This window comes from Wenyingzhuangia gilva, from assembly GCF_030519655.1.
Lineage (GTDB): Bacteria > Bacteroidota > Bacteroidia > Flavobacteriales > Flavobacteriaceae > Wenyingzhuangia > Wenyingzhuangia gilva.
In genome coordinates, this window is sequence record NZ_JAUMIT010000007.1 from 20,612 (window position 1) to 47,200 (window position 26,589).

20 protein-coding genes are annotated in these 26,589 nt (G+C 32.5%); 15 read left to right on the top strand and 5 right to left on the bottom strand.

Translation table 11 applies throughout. From position 1 onward, the window contains the following. Positions 1 to 13: 13 nt before the first annotated feature. A complete protein-coding gene (locus QVZ41_RS12510; protein ID WP_302884940.1) occupies positions 14 to 895 on the bottom strand; it encodes a pirin family protein in 882 nt (293 codons plus the stop codon). A gap of 210 nt (positions 896 to 1,105) precedes the next feature. Between QVZ41_RS12510 and QVZ41_RS12515 the strand changes: the two genes are divergently transcribed. Continuing rightward, entirely contained in the window at positions 1,106 to 1,723 is a 618-nt protein-coding gene (locus QVZ41_RS12515) for a class I SAM-dependent methyltransferase (RefSeq protein WP_302884943.1), read from the top strand. A 3-nt stretch (positions 1,724 to 1,726) separates the two neighbouring features. On the opposite strand, the gene QVZ41_RS12520 is transcribed toward QVZ41_RS12515, so the two are convergent. Continuing rightward, complete coding sequence (locus tag QVZ41_RS12520) at positions 1,727 to 3,268, bottom strand: glycoside hydrolase family 28 protein (protein ID WP_302884944.1); 1,542 nt, start codon at positions 3,266 to 3,268, stop codon at positions 1,727 to 1,729. Between the two features lie 479 nt (positions 3,269 to 3,747). Between QVZ41_RS12520 and QVZ41_RS12525 the strand changes: the two genes are divergently transcribed. The 3 genes from QVZ41_RS12525 (at position 3,748) to QVZ41_RS12535 (ending at position 10,786) form a co-directional block, all read left to right on the top strand. Then, positions 3,748 to 5,763, top strand: coding sequence for a sensor histidine kinase (locus QVZ41_RS12525; RefSeq protein WP_302884945.1), 2,016 nt, complete (start codon positions 3,748 to 3,750; stop codon positions 5,761 to 5,763). Positions 5,764 to 5,804: 41 nt separating this feature from the next. Beyond that, positions 5,805 to 6,452: a response regulator transcription factor gene (locus QVZ41_RS12530; RefSeq protein ID WP_302884946.1), complete on the top strand. Its 648-nt coding sequence runs from the start codon at positions 5,805 to 5,807 to the stop codon at positions 6,450 to 6,452. Positions 6,453 to 7,054: 602 nt separating this feature from the next. Continuing rightward, positions 7,055 to 10,786 carry a BspA family leucine-rich repeat surface protein gene (locus QVZ41_RS12535; RefSeq protein WP_302884947.1) on the top strand — a complete coding sequence of 1,244 codons (3,732 nt, stop codon included), beginning with the start codon at positions 7,055 to 7,057 and terminating at the stop codon, positions 10,784 to 10,786. A gap of 90 nt (positions 10,787 to 10,876) precedes the next feature. Here the strand turns inward: QVZ41_RS12535 and mnmE are convergent, their stop codons facing one another. The 3 genes from mnmE to QVZ41_RS12550 are packed head-to-tail and all read right to left on the bottom strand — an operon-like array spanning position 10,877 to position 14,891. Next, entirely contained in the window at positions 10,877 to 12,292 is a 1,416-nt protein-coding gene (gene mnmE, locus QVZ41_RS12540; RefSeq protein WP_302884949.1) for a tRNA uridine-5-carboxymethylaminomethyl(34) synthesis GTPase MnmE, read from the bottom strand. A 44-nt stretch (positions 12,293 to 12,336) separates the two neighbouring features. Then, positions 12,337 to 13,353 (bottom strand): aldo/keto reductase, encoded by a 1,017-nt coding sequence (locus QVZ41_RS12545; protein WP_302884951.1) that lies wholly within the window; start codon positions 13,351 to 13,353, stop codon positions 12,337 to 12,339. A gap of 38 nt (positions 13,354 to 13,391) precedes the next feature. Continuing rightward, positions 13,392 to 14,891 (bottom strand): NAD(P)H-hydrate dehydratase, encoded by a 1,500-nt coding sequence (locus QVZ41_RS12550; protein WP_302884952.1) that lies wholly within the window; start codon positions 14,889 to 14,891, stop codon positions 13,392 to 13,394. Between the two features lie 109 nt (positions 14,892 to 15,000). Here QVZ41_RS12550 and QVZ41_RS12555 point away from each other — a divergent pair, with 109 nt between their 5' ends. The 11 genes from QVZ41_RS12555 to QVZ41_RS12600 all read left to right on the top strand — a co-directional run bounded on the left by QVZ41_RS12555 (position 15,001) and on the right by QVZ41_RS12600 (position 26,588). Beyond that, the gene (locus tag QVZ41_RS12555) at positions 15,001 to 15,861 is read left to right on the top strand and encodes a hydroxymethylglutaryl-CoA lyase (RefSeq protein ID WP_302884953.1); all 861 of its coding nucleotides are present in this window, start codon (positions 15,001 to 15,003) and stop codon (positions 15,859 to 15,861) included. A 126-nt stretch (positions 15,862 to 15,987) separates the two neighbouring features. Further along, the gene (locus QVZ41_RS12560; RefSeq protein ID WP_302884954.1) at positions 15,988 to 17,211 is read left to right on the top strand and encodes a DUF4856 domain-containing protein; all 1,224 of its coding nucleotides are present in this window, start codon (positions 15,988 to 15,990) and stop codon (positions 17,209 to 17,211) included. A 93-nt stretch (positions 17,212 to 17,304) separates the two neighbouring features. Next, positions 17,305 to 18,471, top strand: coding sequence for an imelysin family protein (locus QVZ41_RS12565; protein WP_302884956.1), 1,167 nt, complete (start codon positions 17,305 to 17,307; stop codon positions 18,469 to 18,471). Between the two features lie 6 nt (positions 18,472 to 18,477). Beyond that, positions 18,478 to 19,836: an HTTM domain-containing protein gene (locus tag QVZ41_RS12570; RefSeq protein ID WP_302884957.1), complete on the top strand. Its 1,359-nt coding sequence runs from the start codon at positions 18,478 to 18,480 to the stop codon at positions 19,834 to 19,836. Further along, positions 19,817 to 22,270, top strand: coding sequence for a TonB-dependent receptor family protein (locus tag QVZ41_RS12575; RefSeq protein WP_302884958.1), 2,454 nt, complete (start codon positions 19,817 to 19,819; stop codon positions 22,268 to 22,270). The genes QVZ41_RS12570 and QVZ41_RS12575 overlap by 20 nt, the downstream gene beginning before the upstream one ends. A 4-nt stretch (positions 22,271 to 22,274) precedes the next feature. Further along, a complete protein-coding gene (locus QVZ41_RS12580; protein ID WP_338140806.1) occupies positions 22,275 to 22,607 on the top strand; it encodes a heme-binding domain-containing protein in 333 nt (110 codons plus the stop codon). Next, entirely contained in the window at positions 22,591 to 22,716 is a 126-nt protein-coding gene (locus QVZ41_RS14570) for a heme-binding domain-containing protein (RefSeq protein ID WP_338140807.1), read from the top strand. Before QVZ41_RS12580 ends, QVZ41_RS14570 begins: the two co-directional genes overlap by 17 nt. Before the next feature lie 215 nt (positions 22,717 to 22,931). Beyond that, positions 22,932 to 23,162 carry a FeoA family protein gene (locus tag QVZ41_RS12585; RefSeq protein ID WP_302884960.1) on the top strand — a complete coding sequence of 77 codons (231 nt, stop codon included), beginning with the start codon at positions 22,932 to 22,934 and terminating at the stop codon, positions 23,160 to 23,162. Further along, positions 23,159 to 25,123 (top strand): ferrous iron transport protein B, encoded by a 1,965-nt coding sequence (gene feoB, locus QVZ41_RS12590; protein ID WP_302884961.1) that lies wholly within the window; start codon positions 23,159 to 23,161, stop codon positions 25,121 to 25,123. Before QVZ41_RS12585 ends, feoB begins: the two co-directional genes overlap by 4 nt. 6 nt (positions 25,124 to 25,129) lie before the next feature. Beyond that, complete coding sequence (locus QVZ41_RS14620) at positions 25,130 to 25,252, top strand: FeoB-associated Cys-rich membrane protein (protein WP_302884962.1); 123 nt, start codon at positions 25,130 to 25,132, stop codon at positions 25,250 to 25,252. Between the two features lie 58 nt (positions 25,253 to 25,310). After that, a complete protein-coding gene (locus QVZ41_RS12600) occupies positions 25,311 to 26,588 on the top strand; it encodes a dicarboxylate/amino acid:cation symporter (RefSeq protein WP_302884964.1) in 1,278 nt (425 codons plus the stop codon). Position 26,589 lies beyond the last annotated feature (1 nt).

Genomic DNA, 26,589 nt, shown 5'->3' on the forward strand with positions numbered 1-26,589 from the left:
TTTAGTGTTTTTGTTAAAAGCGTCTTGGTTGGGGCAAGGGTATTTTAACGGTTTCGTTCGGTACAGTCGGAAATTGATTGTTTTCCCAATCTTGTTTGGCTTTTTCAATAATTGCTTTGTCAGAGGCCACAAAGTTCCATTCAATAAAACGTTCTTCTTTAAATGGTTCTCCACCAAAAATGTAAACGGTTGAATTGGCTGCTATTTCAAACGAACAAAGTGTTGCTTCTTTGGCCACCAATAATTGTTTTGATTCATAAGTATGACCATCACTTGTAATGCTCCCTTCTAAAATATAAAGAGCACTTTCTCCAAACAAATGTTCTCCTATGGAAATGGATTGGGGTTCTGTTGCTTTAATTTCAATAAAATACAAGGAACTATATACAGGAACTGGCGAGGTTTTGCCAAACGCTTTCCCTGCAATTAATTTAAACTGTACGCCATGGTCTTCCCAACTAGGGATCTCTTCTGCAGCAATATGCGTAAAAGAAGGTTCGCATTGTTCCTCTTCTATGGGTAATGCCACCCAAATTTGTAAACCGTGCAATTTTTTAGTAGTATGTCTTAGGCGTTCAGGGGTTCTTTCAGTATGTACGGCTCCTTTACCCGAAGTCATCCAATTAACAGCTCCTGGTTTTATTTCTATTTCCGATCCCATGCTGTCCCTATGCACAATGGCTCCTTCAAATAAAAAAGTCAACGTAGACAATCCAATATGCGGATGCATGGCCACATCCATATTTTCATCATCGTTTAAAGAAACAGGCCCCATATGATCTATAAAAATAAAAGGTCCCACCATTCGTTTTTGTCTAAAAGGGAGCAAACGTCCCACCATAAAATTACCGATGTTGGCGGCACGTTCTTCAATAATTAATTTTGTATTTGACATATCTTGCTATTAAGTAACTTATTTATTTTATAAAGACAAGATATAAAAAAGCAACTGATGGTTTTGTTCCGTTCTTTAAATGATTCTATTTTGTAAACATTGTAAATAAAAATAATAGTTTTGTAGCACTGCAATTACTTTTTATACTTTAGAATGTCCAAACCACATCCCTTTAAAAAGAACAAAAAACCTTGGCCTACCAAGAACGCCATGAAACAAGTGTATGAGAAGCATCTTTGGGGTGGGGAACAAGAAGAATTTTATTCAGGAGATGGGTCACATCATCCAGAAATTGTAAGCCCTTATCAACAAGCCGTACTTTTCTTTTTACACTCATTTGAGCATCCTATAAGGGTCTGTGATTTGGGCTGTGGTGATTTTAATATTGGGAAAGATTTTGTAAAACATACCCGAGAATACATTGCAGTAGATATTGTTGAAGAATTGATTGATTACAACAAACAAAAGTATCAAGAAGAACGTTTAAGCTTTTATTGTTTGGATCTTGCTGTGGATGAGTTGCCCAAAGGAGATTGTGCCATGGTTAGACAAGTATTGCAACATTTGTCTAACAAAGAAGTACAAGCAATTTTACAAAAATTGCAAAATTTTAAATATGTAATTCTAACAGAACACATTCCTGTTGGTGAGTTTGTACCTAATTTAGATATTATTTCAGGACAAGGAATTAGGATAAAAAAACAAAGTGGTTTGGATATTTTAAAACCACCGTTTTCATTTAAAATAAAACAGGTAAAAGAACTCTGTTCTGTGCTATTGTCTCCAACCAAGGGAAGGATTGTGACTTACTTGTACGAGGTTTTTTAAGGCCTACTGAATTTTACAATGATTAAACAATACCTCCTCAGGTTTGTTTAATTTTCCTCCATTGACATCAAAAAGAACGTTGTTAAATTGAATGTTTTGACTTCCAATGATCTCCATTGTTGTATCTGTGGTTTTGATATTTGCATTGTTAATTTGAACATTTACGGCATCTCTAATGGTGATGAAGTTTGTTCCTGTGGCATCTACATTGTCAATCATTAAATTTGTCATAGGAGATTCAGGAATTCCGTAAATTTTTAAAAAATGCGTACTGTTTTCTATGATGATGTTTGTGATGGAAATATCACGATAAAACGGAGTCAAGTTATTTACTTTCCTAGCAGGCAATCTTTCAGCCAATTCGCCTACATATTCAGGAGTTCCTAGCATGTCCCATTTGATAGCTGTGGCTTCTAAATTCATTCTTATTCTATCATAATACAAATGTTCTCCACCGCCTCCTCTAGGTCTACGAGTTTTAAAACGAATTCCGACAACGGTTCCTTCAAACACACAATCGTGAACATATAAATTTCTAATGGTTCCTGCAGTTTCACTTCCGCAAGTAATTCCGCCATGCCCTTTTTGTGCCAAACAATAACGAACCACTACATTTTCTGTAGGTTTGTTTACTTTTAATCCATCTTCACCACGCCCAGATTTCATGGTAAAACAATCATCCCCTGTATTCAACGTACAGTATTCAATCAATACATTTTTTGAAGATTCAACATCAATTCCATCTCCACGAGGAATTCCGTAAGAATTGACATATACGCCACGAATGATGACATTATCACAATAGGTGGGAACAATGTTCCAAAAAGCAGTGTTTTCTAAAGAAACCCCTTCTATGTACACATTTTTACAATTGATAGGAGAGATGAACTTTGGAGGAAAAACCCAGTGTTCTTTAGAACCATCATGGATGCGTTCTGTAGATGGTTTAGACAAATCTACCAAGGTTTCAATGGGCTCTAAATAAGAACGATCTTTAATTTCTCCTGCATAAGGGCCTATTAGCTTTCCTTTTCCTGTAATGGCGATATTTTCTTGACCGTTGGCATAAATACAAGCAGCAAGAGACATGACTTCTAAACTTTCGATACGAGTGAAAACGGCAGGTTGATAATCTTTTACATCTGTGCTAAATTGAAGAACAGCTCCTTGTTGTAGATGAAGATTTACATTGCTTTTTAAGGAAATTCTTCCTGTTTTCCAGGTTCCTTGGGGAATGATTACTTTTCCTCCTCCAGCAACCGAAAGTTCATCAATAGCGTTTTGAATGATTCCTGTAGCGATGAGATCCCCATTTTCTAAAAGCTTGTCTTTTAACGCTATAGTTCTTGCTGGGAAAGTTGGCTTTTTAAAAACAGGCATGTTAAAAGGAGCCGATACCGGAGCTATGTTTTGAGGCATAACCCTATGTCCAACTTGTTCTTTAGTTGGAATGCTTGTTAACAAACGCTTATCAGGACCTATTGTTGGGTTGTTTTTACAACTTAAAACGAATAATATACTAATTAGGGAAACTAAAATTCTCATGGTTTATGGTAGTATTCAATTTGTAAAAATAGCATTTTATGAAAGTAGTCAGTATAATTTTGTTCAGTGGTTTATTTTGTAAAAAGTTTATATGTTATGGTCTTCGAGCGAAGACGAGAGGTATCATATAGCATCAAAAAGCAAACTATAGATATAACAGCAGTAAATTTGAGAATCACAGTCTTAAAAGCATATACAAACCATATAAATATTACAGTTCTAGAATGCGCTCGAACACCCTGTAATAAGATTTTTGATTAGAACTTACGGTCTTAAAAAGACTTGGTGATTGAGTTTATTAATATAAAATGATTCTTGGAGCTAAATTGTTCTGAATAGTCAATAGTTCTTTATTTATAAAAACGGCTCTTTAAGTCCTGATTAATTTCAGTATTTTTACAAAGTATTTTCTATTATAAAACCATAAGGTTCATTTAAAATAGAGTAAACCATTAAATAAGTAATTTTTCTTGTAAAGCATGAAGTTCTTTTTTTTATTTTTTTTTATTTTATGCAATCTTAGTCATGCTCAAGAAAACCTTTTAGATACTTTAGAGCATTATCAAAATGAGGTGTCAATTACTCATAAAAACCTTGAATTCATTGTTTCAGAAATTAGCTCAGGAACAAATATCAAAGATAATGAACGTGCTGCCTCTGTTGAGAGATATTTAAATTTTGCTAAGAATCATAAAAATTGGGATAAAGCAATTATTCTACAAAATGCATTGGCAAATTATTATATGTATTATAAAATGAATTATGAAGAAATATATAATTCATTAAAAAAGTTTAAAAAATATCTCCCAAGAATTAAGAACCAAAAGGAAATTGCTAAATATTATATTGCTTATGCAGAAGTTGCAACCTTTCTTCAAGAATATGAAGCTTCTATAGAAATTCTTAACGAAGCAATCACTAATCTACATAAAGACAAAGATTTAATACCTGGAGAATACGCATATATGTATTTAAAAGCAGGGGAGAATAGCTCAAAAATTAACAATCTTATAAAAAGTGTAACCTATTTTAAAGAAGCATCAGGATTGTTTTTAAGTCAAAACGACACCATTTCTTACTTGTGGTCCCAAAATGGATTGAGTAGATTATTAGGAAATAATGGTTTGTATGATGAAGCGGAGAAAGCTCGAGACCCTATTTTTAAATGGAAACATAAAATACCAGAAATAGATGTGGTGGTAATGGCACATATAACAGCTGCTATTGAAGCGACTACTCAAAATAATAAAAAGAAAGAACTCTATCATGTAAAACAAGCGCTTTTGCTTAAGGATAAAGTATTTTCTGAGTTAAAAAATGTTATTGAAATATTTATGAGAGCATGTGCTACTTATGTATATGCAAGACATGATTTATTAAAAGAATCAGACGAAAATTTAAAAGAATTAAATCAGTTAATGATAGGCTTAGAGCAAAATTCTGTTCTAAATACAACCTATATGTTGGCAAGAAGTCAAAACGCCTTTGCGCATAAAGACTATCAACAAACAAAAAACTATATTTTAGCAATACTTGAAACGGTAAGAGCCTCTAAAGAGCCTGAAAAAATACTAGATTTTGAATATCTATTAGCACAAGCCTATCAAAAAACGGGTGAAACTAAAAAAGCTCTTCATTACTTTAAAAATTACATAAACATAAAAGATTCTATACAAAAAAGTGCCTCCAGAAAACGACTTGCCTATGTGCAGAATCAGTTTGAAACAGAGAAAAAGGATTTAGAAATTTTAAAACAAAACAATTATATATCACTTCTTGCTGCAGAAAATAGGCTTAAATCTCAATGGATTCTTATTGGAGGGATTGCATTGATAAGCTTTTTTACAATTTTATACTTATTGAGGTCTGCAAGTTTTGAAAAAAGAAAACAAAAACTCCAAAAGGAATTTACTCAAAATATACTTAGTTCTGTTGAAAACGAGCGAAAATTAATAGCCATGGAACTACACGATAGTGTAGGACAACAATTGATGTTGCTTACTAGAAAAGCTAAAAAATTATCAGACAGCTCTTTTCAAGAATTGTCTTTAGATACTTTAACAACTATTAGATCTATTTCTCATAATTTATATCCTGTTGTGCTAAAGCGTCTTGGTTTTACAGAAGCTGCTCAAAGTTTAATTAACGATATGGATGAAAATTCACATGTTTTTTTTACCACCGAAATCGCTTATATAGATGAGGACTTAAATGAAGAGCAAGCTTTACATTTATATCGTATACTTCAAGAAATTTTACAAAATATTATAAAACACGCAAAAGCTAAATCTGTGTTCATTAAAGTTTCTAAATCTAAAGAGCATATCCGATTGATTATAAAAGATAATGGTCTTGGATTTAATTATAATGAAATATCAAAAACTAGCAAAAGTCTGGGACTTAAGTTTATCGAGGAACGCTGTAAAATTATTCAAGCTAAACTTTATATATCATCTTCAACTAATGAAGGAACGGTTGTGAAAATAGTCTTATAATATTTAAACTTTTCATTATTTTTGTACAAACCTTTCTATTAATGCAGAACCCAAACATTACCTTAATTATTGCTGACGATCATCCTATGATGTTGAAAGGACTTCAACAAGAGCTAGAGCAGGTAGGATATGATGTATTGGCAACTGCAAAAAATGGTGCTTCGGCTATTGAAGCTATCATAAAAAAACATCCTGACATAGCACTTTTAGATATAGAAATGCCTTTTTTAAATGGCTTTGAAGTGGTTAAGCGATTAAAAGATTTAAACTTAAAAACGCGTTTTATTATGATGTCTTACCACAAAGAAAAAGGGTTTGTTTTACAAGCAAAGAAAGTGGGGGTACATGGTTATTTGCTAAAAGAAGACAGTATTACTGAAATTGAACAATGTATTGAGCAAGTAATGCAGGACAATAATTATTATAGCAAATCTTTTAATGAAGACTTTGAAGCATTAACCAAAAATGAATTGAGAAAAATATCGCTACTTACACCTTCTGAAAGAACCATTATTCGTCTAATTTCTCAAGAAAAAACTTCTTTAGAAATTTGCGAAATATTAAGTATTTCTAAACGCACAGTTGACAAACACAGAACAAATATCATTGCTAAACTAGGGTTAGATTCTTTAAATAACTCACTTTTAGACTGGATTCAGACTCACGAAGAAATTGTTTTTAGTTTATAACCTAACATAAGGTTAATGTTAACAACGTTCTTAATTATTGTTAAATATGTTTTAAATAGGTTGAGGTTTTTTATATATCAACTATTTATAAGTTTATAATATTTTCTTTTACTAAGCTAGCATAAGCAATTAAAGTGGTGTTTAAAATGGTTATATCTAATCTAGCTATTTACTTTTTTCAATCTATTTTGTTATGATTTGCTGAAGCTTAAATATGATCCATATAGATACTACATATTGCATCACTAATAATATGACTAATTGTAAAATTAAAATGTAATTTTTTTTCATTTTGGGTAATAAAAATCCTGGCAATTTTACGATGTAAATAAGAAATACACCATACGTATGACTTGTTGATACTGCGTACAATACGTATTTATGTCTTTAACAAAATGATGAAATAGCTTTGATAACGATTGTTATATATGAAAACTCCTTAGGATGAATTGCTGTGTTATTCCGCAAAACAAAAACAATAATATGTTTAAAATTTAATAAAAAGGCATACGTATCCTACGCAGTATTTGCATATGGTACTTATTCTACAGTGTTTAAAACCAAAGTATTTTTGTATTTATACAATAGCTATACTTTTTACTATGAAAAAAACTACTTACTTGTTTTGCATACTTTTTTATGTATGCTTTGTTAATCATGCACAAATTAACAACAATGGTATATTAACAAACCCTAATCAATCATATATCAATTTTACCAATGAATCGTCAAGAGTTCGCTCTAGAGCTAGTGCTACCATACCAATGCTTAGTACAGGAGCCGTAAGTATAACTTTTACATTAAGAGGTGGAGATGGAGGTACTGCTACCTGGGATGGAGCTTTTACAGATCTTGTTGCTAGAGGAGGAGAAGGAGGTTCTCTTTTTTTTACCATGCCTATAACCGAAGAAAACCAAGGGAAAACGTTTACTTTTTACCAGGGTAAACGAGGTGAAAGCAATAGCCATAGTATTTCTGCAAGTGGAGGTGGTGGTGGTTCTACTGCTTTGATAGATCACAATGGTAACTTAATCGCCATAGCTGGTGGTGGTGGTGGTGGTGCCGCTGTAGAAAATTATCAATCAGACGGAAGACCTGGAGGAATAGCCACAGATGGTCACGGTTCATGTGGTAATACTAGTAATTCAAAAGGTGATTATGGTAAAACAGGAAAAATCTTAAACATGTATCTTGGTGATGTCTCAGGACATTCCTCCACTAAATTGTATTTGTATGCTGGAGCAGGAGCTGGACTTAATGAGACCTCCCCACGTGATTTTATGCATAGTGTGCAAGTAACTGGTAAAACAGCTGATAATGGAGGTTTGGGAGGACACCATCCTGTAGAGACGTTTTATTATGGTACTGATTGTGGCTTCGATGGCGATGGAAATCCTTTTACAGTAACAAATTGTTTTACTTTATCCACGAAGGATCTAAGTGCTGGAGGTGCTGGTTATTCAGGAGGTGGAGCAGGTAGTCCTTGGCTCAAAAATAGTGGTTCCAATAGCTGTACAGATGTCATGTGGAATCTTTTTGGAGGAGGCGGTGGTGGTGCCGGTCATACAGGTGGTGGTGCTGGTGGTAGAGAGCGTGGAGGAGGTGGTGGTTCCTCTTATATACTTCCTGAAATGTTAAACAAAACAGAAATTACAGGAAGTTATGTAAATGGTTCTCGTAATGGAGTTGCTTTATATCAAGTAAATTATGATAATGAAAAGCCTGTTGCTGTTTGTAAAGATGTTACTTTACCACTAGGACGTGGAAACTATATTACTAATGAGGGAAATATAGGTATTCTGAATAATTTTAATCCTAGTCAAACACCTTTAACTCCAGAAGAGATTGATGGGGGTTCTACAGATAATGGTGTTATTGCAAGCTTATCGGCCTCTAAAACCTTATTTAGTTGTAATGATTTGGGTACTAATATAGTTACGTTAACAGTAAAAGATGCTTCAGGAAACACAAGCACATGTTCAGCAACAGTGACTGTTATAGATGATTTTGCTCCTACCATCACACAGGCAACCTCAAATATCATCAATGCTACTAATTTTGGTAAAATTGATTTAGAGTTAGAGACCTCCAAAATAATTACACCTCCAAATCTAGAATTTACAGATAACTGTGGGGTAGCAAGTATTGTACAGGCAGAGCCCTTTACAGTAACTTGTGCAGATATTGGGACTACTATTACCAAAGAAGTAATTGCTACTGATACCTCAGGAAATAAAAATGTTGTTTCCTTAAAATATACCATTTATAGCAGTGCTGCAACACCTAAAGTTATTTATGTTAATGCCAAAAGTCCTAATGACACTGGGGATGGTTTAAGCTGGTTTTCTGCTAAAAAGCACTTAAATTCTGCGTTGGCATTAATAGATAGTTATCCTTGTAGTAATCAAACCCAAATTTGGGTAGCAGCAGGAACTTATTATCCAGATGAAGGAACAAATCAAGTAAACAATAATAAAGAAGCTGTTTTTCTAATGAATGGTATTGAGGTATATGGAGGATTTACAGGGAACGAAACTACTATAGAACAAAGAGATCTTTTAAATAACAAAACTATTTTAAGTGGAGAAATACAACAAAATAATGATTATAATGATAATGCATACCATGTTATTGCTTCTAATGATTCTGAAATTTTAACTGTTATTGATGGATTTACCATTACTGGAGGTAACGCTAATGGAACGAGTTTTGTAGGTAATTATGGTGGAGGTGCTATTTTCATAACTACTTCAGGTATTTTTAGAAATTGTATTATTTTGGGGAATTCGGCTTATAGTGGTGGAGGTGTCTATAATATACAGTCAAACCTTAGTTTTATCAATTGTATTATTTCAGGGAATTTAGCACAAGAAGGAGGAGGTGTCTATAATTTAGATGCAAATAGTAGTTTTATTAATTGTACACTATCTGGAAATAGTGCTTATGTAAAAGGTGGAGCTATATTTAATTATAACTCAATAGAAACTGAAACTACCTCGTTAATACAAAATACTATTATATGGAACAATCGTGAAAATGGGGCTACAAACTCAGCAGGAGCCTCTGTAAGTGGAAATGCTACCTACAATAAAAGTTTAGTAGCAAATAGATCCGATTCAGGAATCATATATAATGAAGATCCTAATTTTGCTAAAGGTATTGATTTGACAAGTACTACATTACCAACAACTACAGGTGATTTTCACACAAGCCTCAATTCAATTGTAGATAAAGGAGATAAAAATTATAACAATACCACCAAAGATTTGGAAGGTAAAATACGAATATATGGATATAATATAGATTTAGGACCTTATGAAAATGGGGCTGATCCTTCATTGTTTGTAATTACGGTTCGTACTACAACCCCAAATGAACGTATTGATATTCCTGTAGATCAAACTAAACTATATTTCTACCTTGTTGATTGGGAAAATGATGGAATACGTGATAGTGGTGCAACTAATGGATTTATTAAAAATTATGACGGCCTTTCACATGTATATCCGAATCCAGGTATTCATACATTAGTTTTTAAGACAAGTGCATTAACACTTAATTCAGAAAATTCAGAGCATAAAGATAAATTACTATCTGTTGAGCAATGGGGAGATTACGAATGGACCTCAATGAACAAAGCTTTTGCTGGATGTAGTAACTTAGAAATTAATGCAACAGATGTTCCTGACCTGTCAAGTTGTACAGATCTTTCCTATATGTTTTCAGGTATAAAAAAAATAAATAGTGATATCAGTACTTGGGATGTCAGTAATGTCACTAATATGGAAGGTATGTTTAATGGAGTAATAGATTTTATAGCAGGTTTTAATAAAGATATTAGTACTTGGGATGTTAGTAATGTTACAAATATGAATAATATGCTTAATGGAGCTAAACTTTCAGTTGAAAACTATGATAAAATTTTAACAGCTTGGAGCCAGTTAAGTTTACAAAACAATGTGATTTTTAATGTAGGCTCTAGTCAATATTGTACTGGAATAGAAGGGAGAAATACATTAACAGAGGTTTTTGGATGGACTATAACCGATGGAGGTTACAACAATTGTACGTTATCAAATTTCAATCCAGAACTCTTAGGTCTTACATTTTATCCTAACCCAGTGTCTTCTGTTTTTACAATTAATAATCCATCGGAGTTGTTTTTAGAAAATATAGAAGTCTATAATGTTTCAGGAAATATGATTAAAAACATTCAAATAGAAAAAAAATCTAAAGAGGTGAATATTGATGTGTCAAGTTTAACTCCAGCAGTGTATTTTATTAAAATTAAAACAACAAACGGAGGTATTGTAAATAAATTAATAAAAAAATAGAGATAAATTATTAAGATTAAAACAGCTCACCGTAACATGTTATGGTGAGCTGTTTTCTATTTTAGAATACTATATTAAAAACGAGGTGTTTTACTTCCCGATACAGAAATTAGCAAAAATATTCCCTAGTAAATCATCGTTGGTGACTTCACCGGTAATGAGTCCGAAATAATATAAGGTTTCACGAATATCTATAGCCATTAAATCACTAGAAACATTGTTTAATATGGCTTCATCTACTTTGTTAATTTCATTTAAAGCTTTTAGCAAAGCATCGTAATGACGGGAATTGGTCACAATGGTATCACTATTGTTTAAAGCCCCAATATTCACCATTTTGGTCAACTCGTTGGTTAAGGTTTCAATGCCCACTTTAGATTTGGCAGAAATATAAATAGTTGTTAGTTGCAGGTTATTAGTTGTTAGTTTTTTATCAATAATGGATAAGTTTTCGGGTGAAATCAAATCCTTTTTATTGATGATGAAGATGATAGGTTTTAATGGAAATTGATTTTTTGTTTTTCTGATTTCCAACAGCAAATCATCTAATTTCCCATCAACTGACAACTGACAACCATCAACTAAATACATCACCACTTGCGCTTGAGAAATTTTTTCAAAGGTTTTTTGGATTCCGATGCTTTCTACCACATCTTTGGTTTCTCTTATACCAGCAGTATCTATAAAACGATAAGCAACACCATCAATAATTATTTCGTCTTCAATGGTGTCACGAGTGGTTCCTGCAATATCTGAAACAATGGCACGTTCTTCGTTTAACAAAGCGTTTAATAGGGTAGATTTCCCAACATTAGGTTCTCCTACAATGGCTACAGGAATTCCGTTTTTAATCACGTTTCCAACGGCAAAAGAATCAATCAAACGTTTTAAGACCAATTGAATTCTAGCCACCAATTTTTTGAACTCAGTTCTATCAGCAAACTCCACATCTTCTTCAGCAAAGTCTAATTCTAGTTCTATCAAAGAAGCAAAGTTAATTAATTGATCACGTAAATTCTGAATTTCATTAGAAAAACCACCACGCATTTGTTGCATAGCTACTTGATGAGAAGCTTCAGAGTCTGAAGAAATCAAATCTGCTACGGCTTCTGCCTGAGACAAGTCTAATTTTCCGTTGATAAACGCTCGTAAAGTAAATTCACCAGCATCGGCCATTCTTGCTCCTTGTTTTAATAGGATTTGAATGATTTCTTGCTGAATGTATAAAGAACCATGACAAGATATTTCAATCGTATCTTCTCCTGTATAAGAATGAGGATTTTTAAACACAGAGACCAATACCTGGTCAATCACTCTGTTGTTATCCATAAAATGCCCCAAATGTAAAGTATGCGATTTTTGGTCTAACAAAGACTTATTTTCTTTGATAGAGTTAAAACAATCATTCGCAATGGTAATGGCATCAGGTCCTGACAAACGAATTACAGCAATGGCTCCTACACCAGAAGCAGTTGCCAAAGCAACAATGGTATCTTTTAAAATCATGTGGCAAAATTACGTGTTTTTATAGAGAATAAAGCAGCGTTTGCTTAACTATTCAAAATACGATTGATCAAATTTAATTCATCTTGACTAAAATCAGGGTTATTTAAAGCCAATACATTTTCTGCCAATTGATTTGGACTACTAGCACCGACCAACACCGTGGTAATAGCAGGTTGAGTTAAAATCCAAGCCACCGCCATTTGTGATAATTTTTGTCCTCTTTGAATAGCAATATCATTCAGTTTCTGGATTTTCTCAATGGTTTTAGGAACTTCATCTGTGGTTAAATAAGTATTGTCTTTAGATGCTCTAGAACCTTCTGGGATTCCTTTTAAATATTTATCTGTTAATAACCCTTGTGCTAATGGAGAAAAAACAATCGATCCAATTTTTTCTTCTAACAGAGTAGGCAGTAATTCCGCTTCTACAGAACGTTCTAACATAGAATATTTAGATTGATGTATCAATACAGGCGTTCCTAAGTCTTTTAATATTTTTTGTGCTGCGATGGTTTCTTCAGGACTGTAACGAGATAAACCGATGTATAATGCTTTTCCTTGTTTTACCATTAAACTTAAAGCATGCATGGTTTCTTCTAAAGGTGTTTCCGTATCAGGTCTGTGATGATAAAATACATCTACATAATCCAAGCCCATGCGTTGTAAACTTTGATCTAAACTAGCAACCAAATATTTTTTAGAACCATTGTTTCCATAAGGACCAGGCCACATATCGTATCCTGCTTTAGAGGCGATAAATAACTCATCTCTGTGATTGGCAAAATCTTTTTTAAGAATACGTCCAAAATTTTCTTCGGCACTTCCATAAGGAGGCCCATAATTATTAGCCAAATCTAAATGTGTAATTCCTAAATCAAATGCTTTTTTTAAAATGTTTCTAGCGTTTTCAAAAGAATCGTAAAAACCAAAGTTATGCCATAATCCTAAAGATATTTTAGGTAATAACACACCGCTATTTCCACAACGATTGTATTGCATGGTATTGTATCTCTCAGGATTTGGAATATAAGTAGTAGGATTAGACTTGTCGTTGATGTTCATATTGTTTTATTTAGGCTGACTAAAGTACAAAAGGAATTTTAGATATGTAAGGTTGCTTTGCCAATATAATTTACCAAATCACTCGCCATTAAAGAAGGCATTCCTATTTCCTTAATAGTTAAATCACCTGCCAATCCATGTAAATAAACTCCTAACAACGCAGCTTGTATGGGAGAATATTTTTGAGCCAATAAACCTGTAATCATTCCTGTTAACACATCGCCACTACCACCTGTGGCCATGCCTGGGTTTCCTGTGCTGTTAAAATAAATGTTTCCGTTAATATCAGCAATGGCTGTATGAGCACCTTTTAGGACTACAATGCATTTATAGGTGGATGCAAATAACCTTAGTTTTTTTAGTTTTTCAGCATCATTTGAAAAAGTTCCCACCAAACGTTCAAATTCTTTAGGATGTGGGGTGACGATGCTATTTTCAGGGATTTCACTTAACCATTCTTTGTTTCTAGCTAAGATATTAATGGCATCTGCATCAATCACCATAGGTGTTTTGGTGGCTTTGATAACCAAGTTTAAAAAAGTTTGCGTTTTAGGATGAATGCCTAATCCAGGTCCAATTCCTACTGTTTTATGAGTACTGATGTAATTTCCCTCTAAAAAATATTCACAAGGTAGGTTCCCTGTCCACATGGATTCTGGCACAGTTGATTGTAAAACTTGCATCCCACAATTAGGGGTGTAGGCAGTTGCCAAGCCCGCTCCAATTCTTAAACTTGCTTTGGTAGCCAAAACTACGGCTCCAATTTTTCCATAACTCCCACCAATAATTTCTACATGTCCAAATGTCCCTTTATGCGAAAAAGGCTCTCTTTTTTTAATGATTTTTAAAATGTCTTTAGCACCTATATATGCATACTCACTTTCAATGGTTTGTTTGTAGTTTTCAGACAAGCCAATGGATAAAATTTTCCAGTTCCCCACGTAATAAGCTGTTTTTGGTAATAAAAAAGTAAGTTTTGGAGCCTCAAAGGTTAAAGTATAATCGGCAACTAAAATAGTTTGGTTTTTAGAGAAATTTTCTACATCACATGGCAATCCAGAAGGGATGTCAATGGCTACTTTTGGGTTGTCGAGTTTGTTGATTTTATCAATCAATGTTTTACAAATTCCTTCAATAGGCCTATTGATTCCAGCTCCAAACATCGCATCAATAATTACAGAATGTTCCTCAATAGGAGGGATGTGCTTTTCCGAAATAATGGTTCTAATGGTAATGATATCCTTTAACAAAGCTAGATTTTCTTCAAATTCAGGACTTGTATTAGGACTGTGTTTCATAATATAGACCGTTACTTTATATTGATGTGCCAATAAGATTCTAGCAATGGCCAAGCCATCTCCGCCATTATTGCCCAATCCACAAAAAACAGTAAAATGTGTATGAGTAGGATATTTGTTTCTTAACCAAGTAGCACATTTATCTGCAGCACGTTCCATAAGTTGTGCCGAAGTTATTTTTTGTTCTTGAAGGGTATAAATATCTAACTCTTTTATTTGAGGAGCATTGAATATTTTCATAAGACATGGATTTGTTTTAAAATTATGGATTTCTTTTTAATAATCAATTTCGTGCCAAAGTGTAGTTGAAAAATATTTTCTCTGCAAGATTGTTAGTATATTTGACTTTATGATAAGTCAAAAAGAGGTAAAGTTGATAGAATGCCCTAGAGATGCTATGCAAGGGATCAAGGAATTTATTTCAACAGATTTAAAAGCCAAATACATCAACGCCATTTTACAATGTGGTTTTGATACGGTGGATTTTGGGAGTTTTGTGTCCCCCAAAGCCATTCCTCAAATGGCCGATACTGCTCAGGTATTGGGTAAACTTGACTTGTCTAACACCAAAAGTAAATTGTTGGCTATTGTAGCCAATGCTCGTGGTGCTACAGATGCTTGTGCTTTTGAAGAAATCACCTATTTGGGCTATCCTTTTTCTATTTCCGAAATTTTTCAAGTTCGTAATACCAATAAAACCATTGAGGAGAGTTTTATGGAATTGCAACAGATTATGGAGATTGCCCAAAAACACAACAAACATGTGGTAACATATCTGTCTATGGGGTTTGGAAATCCATATGGAGATCCTTGGAATGTAGAAATCGTAGGGAAGTGGGTAGAAAAATTATCTGCTATTGGTGTCAATATTTTATCCTTGTCAGACACGGTGGGTTCTTCTACACCAGAAGTGATTAGGTATTTATATACTCATTTGATTCCTGCCTATCCAAAAGTTGAATTCGGAGCACATTTACATACCACACCAAACAAATGGCACGAAAAAATGGATGCTGCTTATAAAAGTGGTTGTTTTCGTTTTGATGGAGCTATTAAAGGATATGGTGGTTGTCCTATGGCTACGGATGCCTTAACAGGAAACATGCCTACGGAGAAAATGTTGTCTTACTTTACCCAGCAACAGGTAAATACAGGCGTAAATTCCCTACGATTTGAGAGTACTTACAATGTAGCTTTACAAGTTTTCTGATTTTCAATCATTTAAGCAATATTTATAAGTTTATTTATAATAAATTAAAATAAACTTTGCTTATTTAGAATTGGTCTGTATATTTGCAGTGCAAAAAAACACAAATCATAACAAGTCTAAATAAGAATGAGAATTACAAAATCAACTTTAGTAGCTATTGCAGCAACAGGAATTATGTTTACATCTTGTAGTAAAGATGAAGTGAAAAACATTACAGATTCTATTGAATTCCCTAAGGATTTATCTGATATTGATGTTAGTGAATTAACAGTTCCTACAGATTATGCTTTTAATAGAAATCAAACTACAACTATTGATTTTTCTGGGCAAACAACTAGGTTGTCTCAGGTAAATGAAATAGGAGGTTTGTTAAAAAGCACAAATCCAATTCCAACTCAAGAAGATTTTAGCAATAGATTTAATCAGGCAACTGGATTTACAGATGCTTCTTTAAATGGAAGTAAAAACGTGAGAAGTAAAGTAGCTGCTTCAGTAGGTTTGTTTCAAACAAACTTAACTTTAAGCGATGAAATTAAAGCTGATTTTGATGGTTATTTAACAAATCAAATTGCTGTGTTAGAAAGTCAAAACCAAGCTAATCAAGGGGTTGCTGGTAAATTTGTAAGTGGGACAAGAACTAGGTATTTTAATGAAAAAGGGTTAGAGTACGATCAAGCTTTTTTCAAAGGGTTAATTGGTGCTTTAACAATAGATCAATCTTTGAATCATTATTTTAATAGGTTAGATGATAATTATGATTCATCAAACGCTTATAGAAATGATAATGATGCAGATGTGTTGGTTGATGGGAAAAATTATACAACTATGGAGCATCACTGGGATGAAGCTTATGGATATGTATATGGTTTAGATGGTGCAGACAAATTATTAGGACATTATTTAGAAGAAATTCAAGGGCAACAATATTTTGCAAACACTCCAGAAATTGTATTCAAAGCTTTTGTTATTGGTAGAGCTGCTATTGAAGCAAAACAATATGATATTAGAGATGCTGCTGTTAAATTAATTAGATATCAAATTTCTAAAATCCCTGCAGCTAGAGGAATTTATTACTTACAAAAAGCTAAAGTAACTATTGCAGATTCTTCAGCAGATAAAAGAGAGGCTTTTCATGCATTATCTGAGGCTTACGGATTTATTTACTCATTACAGTTTACCTATAACCCTGCAACTAACGAACCTTATTTCACGAATGCTGAAGTAAAAGCATTGATTGCAAAACTATATGATGGAAATGGATTTTATGATGTAACAGCTCAAGTATTGGATGAAGTTTCTGCTGATATTGTAGCTAACTACGATTTTACTGTAGCAGATGTTATGCAATAAAAACAAATATTAATAAGAGATAATATTGAGGTGTACTACTTTTTGTATGCCTCAATTTCTGTATTTTTGCACCTCATTTAGAAAAAACTCAAAATGAAAAAACTAATTTTAATAATCATTACTTCTTCACTTTTAATTTCTTGTGTAAAAGAAAATAACGGGGATATCGCTATTGAAAAAGATAATTTTAATAGATCGTTAATTTTGTCTAATTGGGTACAAAATATTGTATTGCCTGCTTATGCAGATTTTAAGATAAAGTTAAATGATTTAAAAAGTAAAGAACAAAACTTTACAGCCAATCCAAACACAACTACTTTAACGGAATTACAAGATGCGTTGTTCCAAGCTCAATTGGTTTGGCAGCATGTAGCCATGTTTGATTTACACAGGAATAGCTCAGAAAAAGCTTCATATAGACTGTTTATGAATACTTATCCTATCGATAATGAGACAAGTATTGGTAATTCTAATGAGGATGATGCTACCTTAATAGACCATTTAGAAAATGGTGATGCTAGTAATATTGAATTAGACAGGTCTAATGCGATAGATGAACAAGGGTTTCCTGCTGTTGATTATTTAATAAATGGTGTAGCCTTAAGTAAATACACCACAGATCCAAAAAAAGAAAACTACAAAGCTTATTTAACAAAAGTGGTAGATAGAATGGTTTCCTTAACTAATAATGTGGTGAGTTATTGGAATAATAATGCAGATGCTATTATTGCAAATAGTGGTTCTTCTGCCACAGCTTCTTTTGATTTGATGTTAAATGATTATATCAATTATGTTGAACAAGGATTTAGAGAGTCTAAAATAGCAACACCTTCAGGTAAAAGAAGTGGAGATGAATTTAAAAATGAATTGGCTGTTGAATCTTATTACAGTGCAGAACATTCAAAGGCTTTGTTTGATGAAGCTTATAAAGCTGTGAAAAATTTATATTACGGAATTTCTTATGATGAGACCAATACTGGAACTAGTATTGATGCTTATTTAAAATATTTAAATGCCGAATTTTTTAATACTTCAGATAAGAAAGACTATAAAATAGCTGATTATATTGATACAAAGTTTGCTGATATTGAAGCTGTAACTCAGGATTTAGATGATAATTTTGTGACACAAATCAACACAGATAACACAAAATTATTCACAACATTTAATGTAATTCAAGAATATGTTATATTGATTAAAACCAATACTTTTCAAGCATTAAACGTTAGGATTGACTACGTTGATGCTGATGGAGATTAAACAATCATGACAACCTTAAAAAATTACATATTACATCATAAAAAAAAAGCAGCTACCTTGGCTGCTTTTCGTGTACTATTTGGTGTTTTAATGCTAGGTAGTCTTATCCGTTTTGTTTCTATGGATTGGGTGGCAAAATTTTATATTTTACCTAAATGGCATTTTACCTATTATGGTTTTGGTTGGGTAAAAACTTTAGGAATTTATACTTATGGTTTGTTTGCTATCGCCATAATAGCTTGTGTGGGAATTATAATAGGGTATAAGTACCGAATTTCCATGATTTTATTTTTTTTATCATTCACTTATATCGAATTGATAGACAAGACCACTTATTTAAATCATTATTACTTTGTAAGTGTGATGAGTTTTTTATTAATTTTTTTACCTCTACACGCTACTTTTTCTATAGATGCAAAAAACAAAGGAATTGATTATAAATATGTTCCGAGTTGGACCGTTGATAGCATAAAACTTATTTTGGGAATTGTATATTTTTATGCAGGGCTGGCCAAATTAAATTCCGATTGGCTATTAAGAGCACAGCCTTTAAAAATATGGCTCTCTACCAAAACAAACATGCCAATCATTGGATCTTTTATGAATCAATCATGGTTTCATTACACGATGAGTTGGAGTGGAATGTTGTATGATTTAAGTATTCCTTTTTTATTATTGATTCGTAAAACCAGACCTTATGCTTTTGTGGCTGTTGTGGTTTTTCATGTGTTTACAAGAATCTTGTTCGATATAGGGATGTTTCCTTATATCATGATTTGTTTAACACTTATTTTCTTTGATAGTTCATTACATGAAAAATTCCTTTTGGGACTTAAAAAAGCATTCAAGATAAATGTCTCTGAGTGTAATACGACTGTTGAATTATACTCGTTTAAACGTTTAAAAAATATCTTATTTATAATTAGTCTATTTATTGTAATTCAACTATTTTTGCCCTTCAGAAATTTGTGTTACCCTGGTGAGTTGTTTTGGACAGAACAAGGGTTTCGATTTTCTTGGAGAGTGATGTTAATGGAAAAGGTAGGTTATACTAATTTTACAGTAAAAGATAGTGTGTCTGGCAAACAGTTTCATGTTAAAAATTCAGACTTTTTAACTTCTTTTCAAATCAAACAAATGAGTTTTCAACCAGATTTTATTCTGGAATATGCACATTTGTTAGGAGATCATTTTAAGAGTCAAGGACATCAAAACATACAAGTTTTTGCAGAAAGTTATGTGGCATTAAATGGGCGTTTAAATCAATTATTTATAGACCCAAAAGTTGATTTATATAAACAAGAAGAAGGTTTTCATAACAAAACATGGATTTTACCCTTAAATGATGAAATTAAAGGATTATAGGTTATTTATAGTAATGTTGTTTTTGTTTCAAGCAGGTTTTGCTTATCAAATCACCTTTAAAATATTAGATAAGAATACGCAACAACCTTTAGAAGGAGTTCAAGTAGTTGCAGGAAAAACGGCTTATATAGGTATCACCAATCAAAAGGGAATTATACAGACTGAGTTAGATAATCAAACAAAAAAACTTACTTTTTTTTATTTTGGATACGAAGTTTTAAAAAAGGAATACTCGTTTATACAAAACGAAAATATTACTCTTTATTTAACTCCTTTACAGCAAGAATTATCAGCAGTTGTTTTAAACGCAAAAAAGCGAGAGAATTACGGTTTAACAACATTAAAACCTGTAGAAGGAACACACATTTACGCAGGTAAAAAAACAGAGGTCATCAATTTAGATTTGGTGGTTGGGAATAAAGCTAGTAACAACCCTAGACAAATTTTTGCAAAAGTAGCGGGACTTAATATTTATGATAGCAATGATGGAGGTTTACAATTAAATATTGGAGGTAGGGGATTAGATCCTAACAGAACTGCTAATTTTAATACTCGACAAAATGACTATGACATTAGTGCTGATGTTTTGGGATATCCTGAAAGTTATTATACGCCACCTACAGAAGCTTTGGAATGCATTCAAGTCATTCGTGGAGCTGCTTCTTTGCAATATGGTACTCAATTTGGAGGGTTGATTAATTTTATAACCAAACAACCTTCCAAGAAACCTGTGTTATTTGTTACACGTAACACTCTAGGTTCTTTTAACACTTATACAAATTTTACTTCTATAAGCGGAACGCTTGGTAAGTTTAATTATTACACTTATTACAATGGTAAAAAAGGAGATGGATTTAGACCTAATTCAGACTATAAATCCAATAATTTCTTTACTCATTTAGGATATGATTTTTCTGACAATACAAAATTATCATTTGAATTGTCTTCTTTTAATTATTTAGCGCATCAACCAGGTGGTTTGTCTGATGTACAATTTTTAGAAGACCCATCACAAAGTTATTTAAAGCGTAATTGGTTTGGAGTAGATTGGAAATTATACAATTTAAAACTAGAACATCAATTAACAGATATTTCAAAACTAACCGTTAGTGTTTTTGCTTTAGATGCCTATAGAAAAGCAGTTGGGTTTAGGGGAAACCCTACAGCACAAGAACCTAATTTATTTAATGTAGATGGGGATGAGCAAAATACGGATGGAACTTATACTTTTTCTAGAGACTTAATTGTAGGAGATTTTAGAAATTATGGTTCAGAAATACGATTTTTATCTAGTTATAAATTTGGAAAGATTAGAAATTATTATCTGTTAGGAGGTAAGCTATACAAGGCAAGCAATTCACAAAGACAAGGAGCAGGAAGCAAAGGCATAGATGCTGACTTTTCTTTTGATGAAAGTGCAAAACAATATCCAAATCAAAATGAGTTTAAATATCCAAACTTCAATACTTCATTGTTTGGGGAACATATTTTTAACATCAATAAACATTTTAGTATCACTCCAGGATTTAGATTTGAGCATATCAAAACACAATCAGAAGGAACTTACTATGTATATCAATACAACAACCCTTCACAAAGTTTTTTTCAAGATGACAACAATCGTTTTATAAGAAACTTTGTATTACTAGGATTAGGCTTAAGCTACAAACCTAAAAGCACTTTTGAGTTATATGCCAATGCATCTCAAAACTATCGTTCTGTAACTTTTTCTGATATTAGAACCGTTAACCCAACTTTTATTATTGATGAAAACATTACTGATGAGAAAGGATTTACGGCGGATATAGGAGTGAGAGGAAAGTCAAAAAAAACTTTTTCTTATGATGTAAGTACTTTTACATTGGTTTATGGAAATAGAATAGGGCAAGTGTTGAATAATAGAGCGCAATGGGTTCGTAAAAATATTGGAACAGCCTTTATTTATGGACTGGAGTCTTTATTACAGTGGAATATTAAAGAGACGTACTTTAAAGAAAGTGATGATTTAATTTTTGATATTTATAGCAATATAGCACTTACTAAATCTGTGTATTTAGAATCTGAAGATACAAACGTTGCAGGAAATGAGGTTGAATTTATCCCTTTTATGAATTTAAAAACAGGAGCTAGCTTTGGGTGGAAAAACTTATTGGCGAGTGTACAGTATACTTATATTAGTGAACAATATACAGATGTTACCAATTCTGCTTACGATCCAAACAACGATACCAACACAATTGGAGCAATTCCATCTTATGATATTTTAGATGTATCTTTATCTTATAAATTCAATAAAAACTTTAAATTAGAGGGTGGAATTAATAATTTATTAGATAATAGTTATTTTACCAGAAGAGCTACAGGGTATCCTGGACCAGGAATTATTCCAGCAGAACCTAGGTATTACTATGTTACTTTAGAAATTAAACTATAATAAAATGATAAAGAAGATTGTATTGGTTTTGTTAGTGCTTTTTGTAATTGCTCAGTTTTTTGGAACTGAAAAAAATGATGCACCTACTAGAGAATTAACCGTTTTTACAAATGAAACTTCACCAACTGTAGAAGTGAGCGCTATTCTAGCTTCAAAATGCTACGATTGTCACAGCAACAAAACAACATATCCTTGGTATGCTAATGTTGCTCCACTTTCTTATTGGATCAACCATCATGTAGATGAAGGAAAAGAACATTTAAACTTTTCTGATTGGGCAACATATAACACCAAAAGAAAAAAAACACAAATTAGACGAATTGATAGAAGAAGTTGAGGAAGGTAAAATGCCTTTGGATTCTTATGAAAACTTACATGGTGATATTACGGAGTCAGAAAAAGAAGTATTGATTGCTTGGGCTAAAAAAGCAATGGATTCTTATTAAAGTCATTACAACAATCTTAAACAAAAGGTAATAGAAAACAATTCTATTACCTTTTGTTTTTTTACAACATTTCTCCTTTTTAGCTAAAAGAAAAAGGTATTTATTTTAAATAAATCTAAATAGTTTATATCTTTGTTCTTCGCTTTATTTTACCACAAAATGAAGGTCACAAATGACCTCAATTTTTATGAATAAAGTATTTAATTACAACTTGAATGAAAGTATCCACAATTGCAAGCTTACAAAAGGGAGAGAGAGCTATTATCAAATCTTTTGAAGGGATTGATGTTCCTTTAAAATTAATTGAAATGGGATGTATAGAAGGAAATTATGTAGAAGTTTTACAGAGAGCTCCTTTAAAAGATCCTATCTATTTAAATATTAGCGGAACTTATTTGGCCATCAGAATAGAAGTAGCATCAAAAATAATGGTGGAAAAGTTATGAGTGATATCAAAGTAGCCCTAATAGGAAATCCAAATACTGGAAAAACTTCATTATTTAATAGATTAACCGGATTAAATCAAAAAGTAGGAAACTACCCAGGAATTACGGTTGATAAAAAAGTAGGACACTCAAAGCTAAACAATGCCATTAGTGCTGAAGTTATTGATTTACCTGGGACTTATAGCTTAAATGCAAGTTCTTTAGATGAAGATGTGGCTGTTCAGGTTTTATCAGATAAAACTAACGAAAACTACCCTGATGTGGTAGTGGTAGTGGTTGATATTGAAAATCTTAAACGTAATTTATATTTATACACGCAGGTAAAAGATTTAGGAATTCCAACTATTTTGGCGGTAAACATGGCCGATCAGATGAAAAATAGAGGAATCGACATTGATATGCAGAAAATGGAATCTTTGTTAGAAACCAAAATAGCTTTGGTAAGTTCTAAACAAAACAAAGGTGTTTCTTTCCTAAAAAAGTTAATAGTAGATTATAGATCATTAAGTACTGTTCCTTGTTTTATTGATGAGCCTTCGGTATTATCTAAAATAGTAGATACTGAAAAGAAAAAACATCATTTAGAAACGGTTAGACGTTATCAATTTATCAAGTCTGTATTAGAAAAAACCTATAGTCAAGACCCACAAAATGCCAAAGATTTACGATCTCTTTTAGATAGAATTTTAATTCACAAGTATTTTGGATATTTAATATTCTTCACCATTTTATTTAGCATTTTCCAAGCTTTGTTTTCTTGGTCTGCTTTTCCAATGGATTATATTGATAGTACTTTTGCAGGATTTTCTGAAATGGTAAGAGCTCATTTATCCGAAGGAGTATTTACCAATTTATTAGCTGAAGGAATTATTCCTGGAATAGGAGGAGTGGTGATATTTATCCCTCAAATTGCCTTTCTATTCTTGTTTACTTCTGTATTAGAAGAAAGTGGTTATATGAGTCGTGTGGTGTTTTTAATGGATAAAATCATGCGTAAGTTCGGGTTGAGTGGAAAAAGTATTGTGCCTTTAATTTCGGGAACCGCTTGTGCCATTCCAGCTATTATGGCTACTAGAAATATAGAAAACTGGAAAGAAAGATTGATTACCATTTTGGTGACGCCTTTTACCACTTGTTCTGCTCGTTTACCAGTATATGCCATTATTATTAGTTTAATTGTACCTCCAGAGGCAAAATTTATGTCCTTCAACGTTCAAGGTTTGATGTTGATGGCTTTGTATTTATTAGGTTTTGGAATGGCTATTTTAGCAGCTATTTTATTAGATAAGTTTTTAAAATTAGACACCAAATCATACTTTGTGGTAGAAATGCCAAATTATAAACTACCATTGTTCAAAAATGTAGTTTATAATGTAATAGAGAAAACCAAAGCTTTTGTTTTTGAAGCTGGTAAAATCATATTAGCCTTGTCTATTTTGTTATGGGTATTGGCATCTTATGGACCAGGAAAAGACTTTAGTCATGCAGAGGAAATCATTACAGAAAAATATCCTAATTACTCAGAAGAAGAATTAGAGGTTGAAATTTCATCCTATAAGTTAGAAAATTCCTACATAGGAATTATGGGTAAAACCATTGAGCCTGTAATTAGACCTCTAGGTTATGATTGGAAAATAGGAATTGCCGTAATTACTTCTTTTGCTGCAAGAGAAGTTTTTGTAGGAACTTTAGCAACTATTTATAGTGTTGGTAGTGAAGAGGAATCTACCATTAAAGACAGAATGAGAAATGAGGTATTTCAAGATTCTAAAAAACCAGTATATTCTTTTGCTACAGGAGTTTCTATTTTGTTGTTTTATGCTTTTGCGATGCAGTGTATGAGTACTATTGCTATTGTGAAAAGAGAAACCAACGGATGGAAATGGCCTTTGATTCAAATGTCTATAATGTCTGGATTTGCATACCTTATTGCTTTAATTGCTTATCAAATTTTAAAATAATAAAATATGATTCAAAATATATTGGTCATTGCTACTGTTATTTTTGCTCTTTGGATCCTTTATAGTAAGTTTTTTAAAAAGAGTAAGAATAAAAAAGCCTGCGGGAGTGATGATTGTGGTTGTTCCTGAGTTTTAACAGGCCTTATTTCATCAGGTTTTATATTTTTGTGCTCTAAATTTACCCATTATGAAAAAACTAGCACTCCATTGGAAAATTATTATAGGTCTTGTATTAGGAGTTCTTTTTGGAATTCTACTCTCTAGTATCCAAGGAGGAAAGCAGTTTACCATTGATTGGATTCAGCCCTTTGGGACTATCTTTGTTAAACTTTTAAAATTAATAGCCATTCCTTTAATCATGGCTTCTTTAATCAAAGGAATTTCAGAGCTAAAAGATATTTCTAAGTTTAAATCTATGGGAATTAAAACCATGGGAATTTATATAGTTACTACAGTTGTTGCTATTTCCATAGGATTGGCTTTGGTAAATGTGCTAAAACCAGGAAATGGAATTTCTCAAGAAACCATTTCTTCTTTAAAAGAAAACTATAGTGCTAACGAAGGAATTCAAAATAAAATTACCGAAGCTAATAAACAGAGTAATCAAGGACCTTTACAATTTTTAATTGATGTTGTGCCAGATAATATCACCTTTGCCATGAGTGATAACAAAAGCATGCTTCAAGTGATCTTTTTTACTGTTTTTATAGGAATTAGTTTGTTGATGATTCCTCCAAAAAAAGCAAAACCTTTAATGAAGTTTTTTGATTCTTTAAATGAAGTCGTTTTAAAAATGATTGACATCATTATGCTTTTTGCCCCTTATGCAGTGTTTTCTTTGTTGGCTACCGTAGTAGTGACTTCTGATGATTATTACGTGTTGTTGGCTTTGTTAAAATACTCTGCAGTGGTTATTTCAGGATTGTTGTTAATGATTGTTTTTTACACCTTGTGTGTTTCTATTTATGTAAAAAAATCACCTATTTGGTTTTTAAAAAATATTTCTCCTGCACAATTATTGGCTTTTTCTACCAGTTCTAGTGCTGCCACTTTACCAGTAACTATGGAAAGAGTAGAAGAGCACTTAGGAGTTCATAAAGAAGTTTCTAGTTTTGTATTACCTGTTGGAGCTACCATTAACATGGACGGAACTAGTTTGTATCAAGCCGTTGCAGCCGTCTTTATTATGCAGGTTTTGTGGCCTGAAGGATTGACTTTTCAACATCAAATCACCATCGTTATTACTGCTTTGTTAGCTTCTATTGGTTCTGCTGCAGTACCAGGAGCTGGAATGGTGATGTTAATTATTGTATTAGACAGTATTGGTTTTCCAAAAGATATGTTACCTATTGGATTGGCTTTGATTTTTGCAGTTGATAGACCTTTAGATATGTTTAGAACTACGGTAAATGTGACTGGTGATGCAACTGTTGCTTTGATTGTGAATAAAAGTGAAGGACGATAGT

What these genes read in the sequence shown, in the direction of transcription:
- QVZ41_RS12575 (WP_302884958.1), top strand. Translation starts at nt 19,817, where the DNA reads ATGAAATTAAAGGATTATAGGTTATTTATAGTAATGTTGTTTTTGTTT.
- QVZ41_RS12570 (WP_302884957.1), top strand. Translation starts at nt 18,478, where the DNA reads ATGACAACCTTAAAAAATTACATATTACATCATAAAAAAAAAGCAGCT.
- QVZ41_RS12510 (WP_302884940.1), bottom strand. Translation starts at nt 895, where the DNA reads ATGTCAAATACAAAATTAATTATTGAAGAACGTGCCGCCAACATCGGT.
- feoB (WP_302884961.1), top strand. Translation starts at nt 23,159, where the DNA reads ATGAGTGATATCAAAGTAGCCCTAATAGGAAATCCAAATACTGGAAAA.
- QVZ41_RS12560 (WP_302884954.1), top strand. Translation starts at nt 15,988, where the DNA reads ATGAGAATTACAAAATCAACTTTAGTAGCTATTGCAGCAACAGGAATT.
- QVZ41_RS12545 (WP_302884951.1), bottom strand. Translation starts at nt 13,353, where the DNA reads ATGAACATCAACGACAAGTCTAATCCTACTACTTATATTCCAAATCCT.
- QVZ41_RS12520 (WP_302884944.1), bottom strand. Translation starts at nt 3,268, where the DNA reads ATGAGAATTTTAGTTTCCCTAATTAGTATATTATTCGTTTTAAGTTGT.
- QVZ41_RS12565 (WP_302884956.1), top strand. Translation starts at nt 17,305, where the DNA reads ATGAAAAAACTAATTTTAATAATCATTACTTCTTCACTTTTAATTTCT.
- QVZ41_RS12585 (WP_302884960.1), top strand. Translation starts at nt 22,932, where the DNA reads ATGAAAGTATCCACAATTGCAAGCTTACAAAAGGGAGAGAGAGCTATT.
- QVZ41_RS12515 (WP_302884943.1), top strand. Translation starts at nt 1,106, where the DNA reads ATGAAACAAGTGTATGAGAAGCATCTTTGGGGTGGGGAACAAGAAGAA.
- QVZ41_RS12550 (WP_302884952.1), bottom strand. Translation starts at nt 14,891, where the DNA reads ATGAAAATATTCAATGCTCCTCAAATAAAAGAGTTAGATATTTATACC.
- QVZ41_RS12600 (WP_302884964.1), top strand. Translation starts at nt 25,311, where the DNA reads ATGAAAAAACTAGCACTCCATTGGAAAATTATTATAGGTCTTGTATTA.
- QVZ41_RS12530 (WP_302884946.1), top strand. Translation starts at nt 5,805, where the DNA reads ATGCAGAACCCAAACATTACCTTAATTATTGCTGACGATCATCCTATG.
- QVZ41_RS12525 (WP_302884945.1), top strand. Translation starts at nt 3,748, where the DNA reads ATGAAGTTCTTTTTTTTATTTTTTTTTATTTTATGCAATCTTAGTCAT.
- QVZ41_RS12555 (WP_302884953.1), top strand. Translation starts at nt 15,001, where the DNA reads ATGATAAGTCAAAAAGAGGTAAAGTTGATAGAATGCCCTAGAGATGCT.
- QVZ41_RS14620 (WP_302884962.1), top strand. Translation starts at nt 25,130, where the DNA reads ATGATTCAAAATATATTGGTCATTGCTACTGTTATTTTTGCTCTTTGG.
- mnmE (WP_302884949.1), bottom strand. Translation starts at nt 12,292, where the DNA reads ATGATTTTAAAAGATACCATTGTTGCTTTGGCAACTGCTTCTGGTGTA.
- QVZ41_RS12535 (WP_302884947.1), top strand. Translation starts at nt 7,055, where the DNA reads ATGAAAAAAACTACTTACTTGTTTTGCATACTTTTTTATGTATGCTTT.
- QVZ41_RS12580 (WP_338140806.1), top strand. Translation starts at nt 22,275, where the DNA reads ATGATAAAGAAGATTGTATTGGTTTTGTTAGTGCTTTTTGTAATTGCT.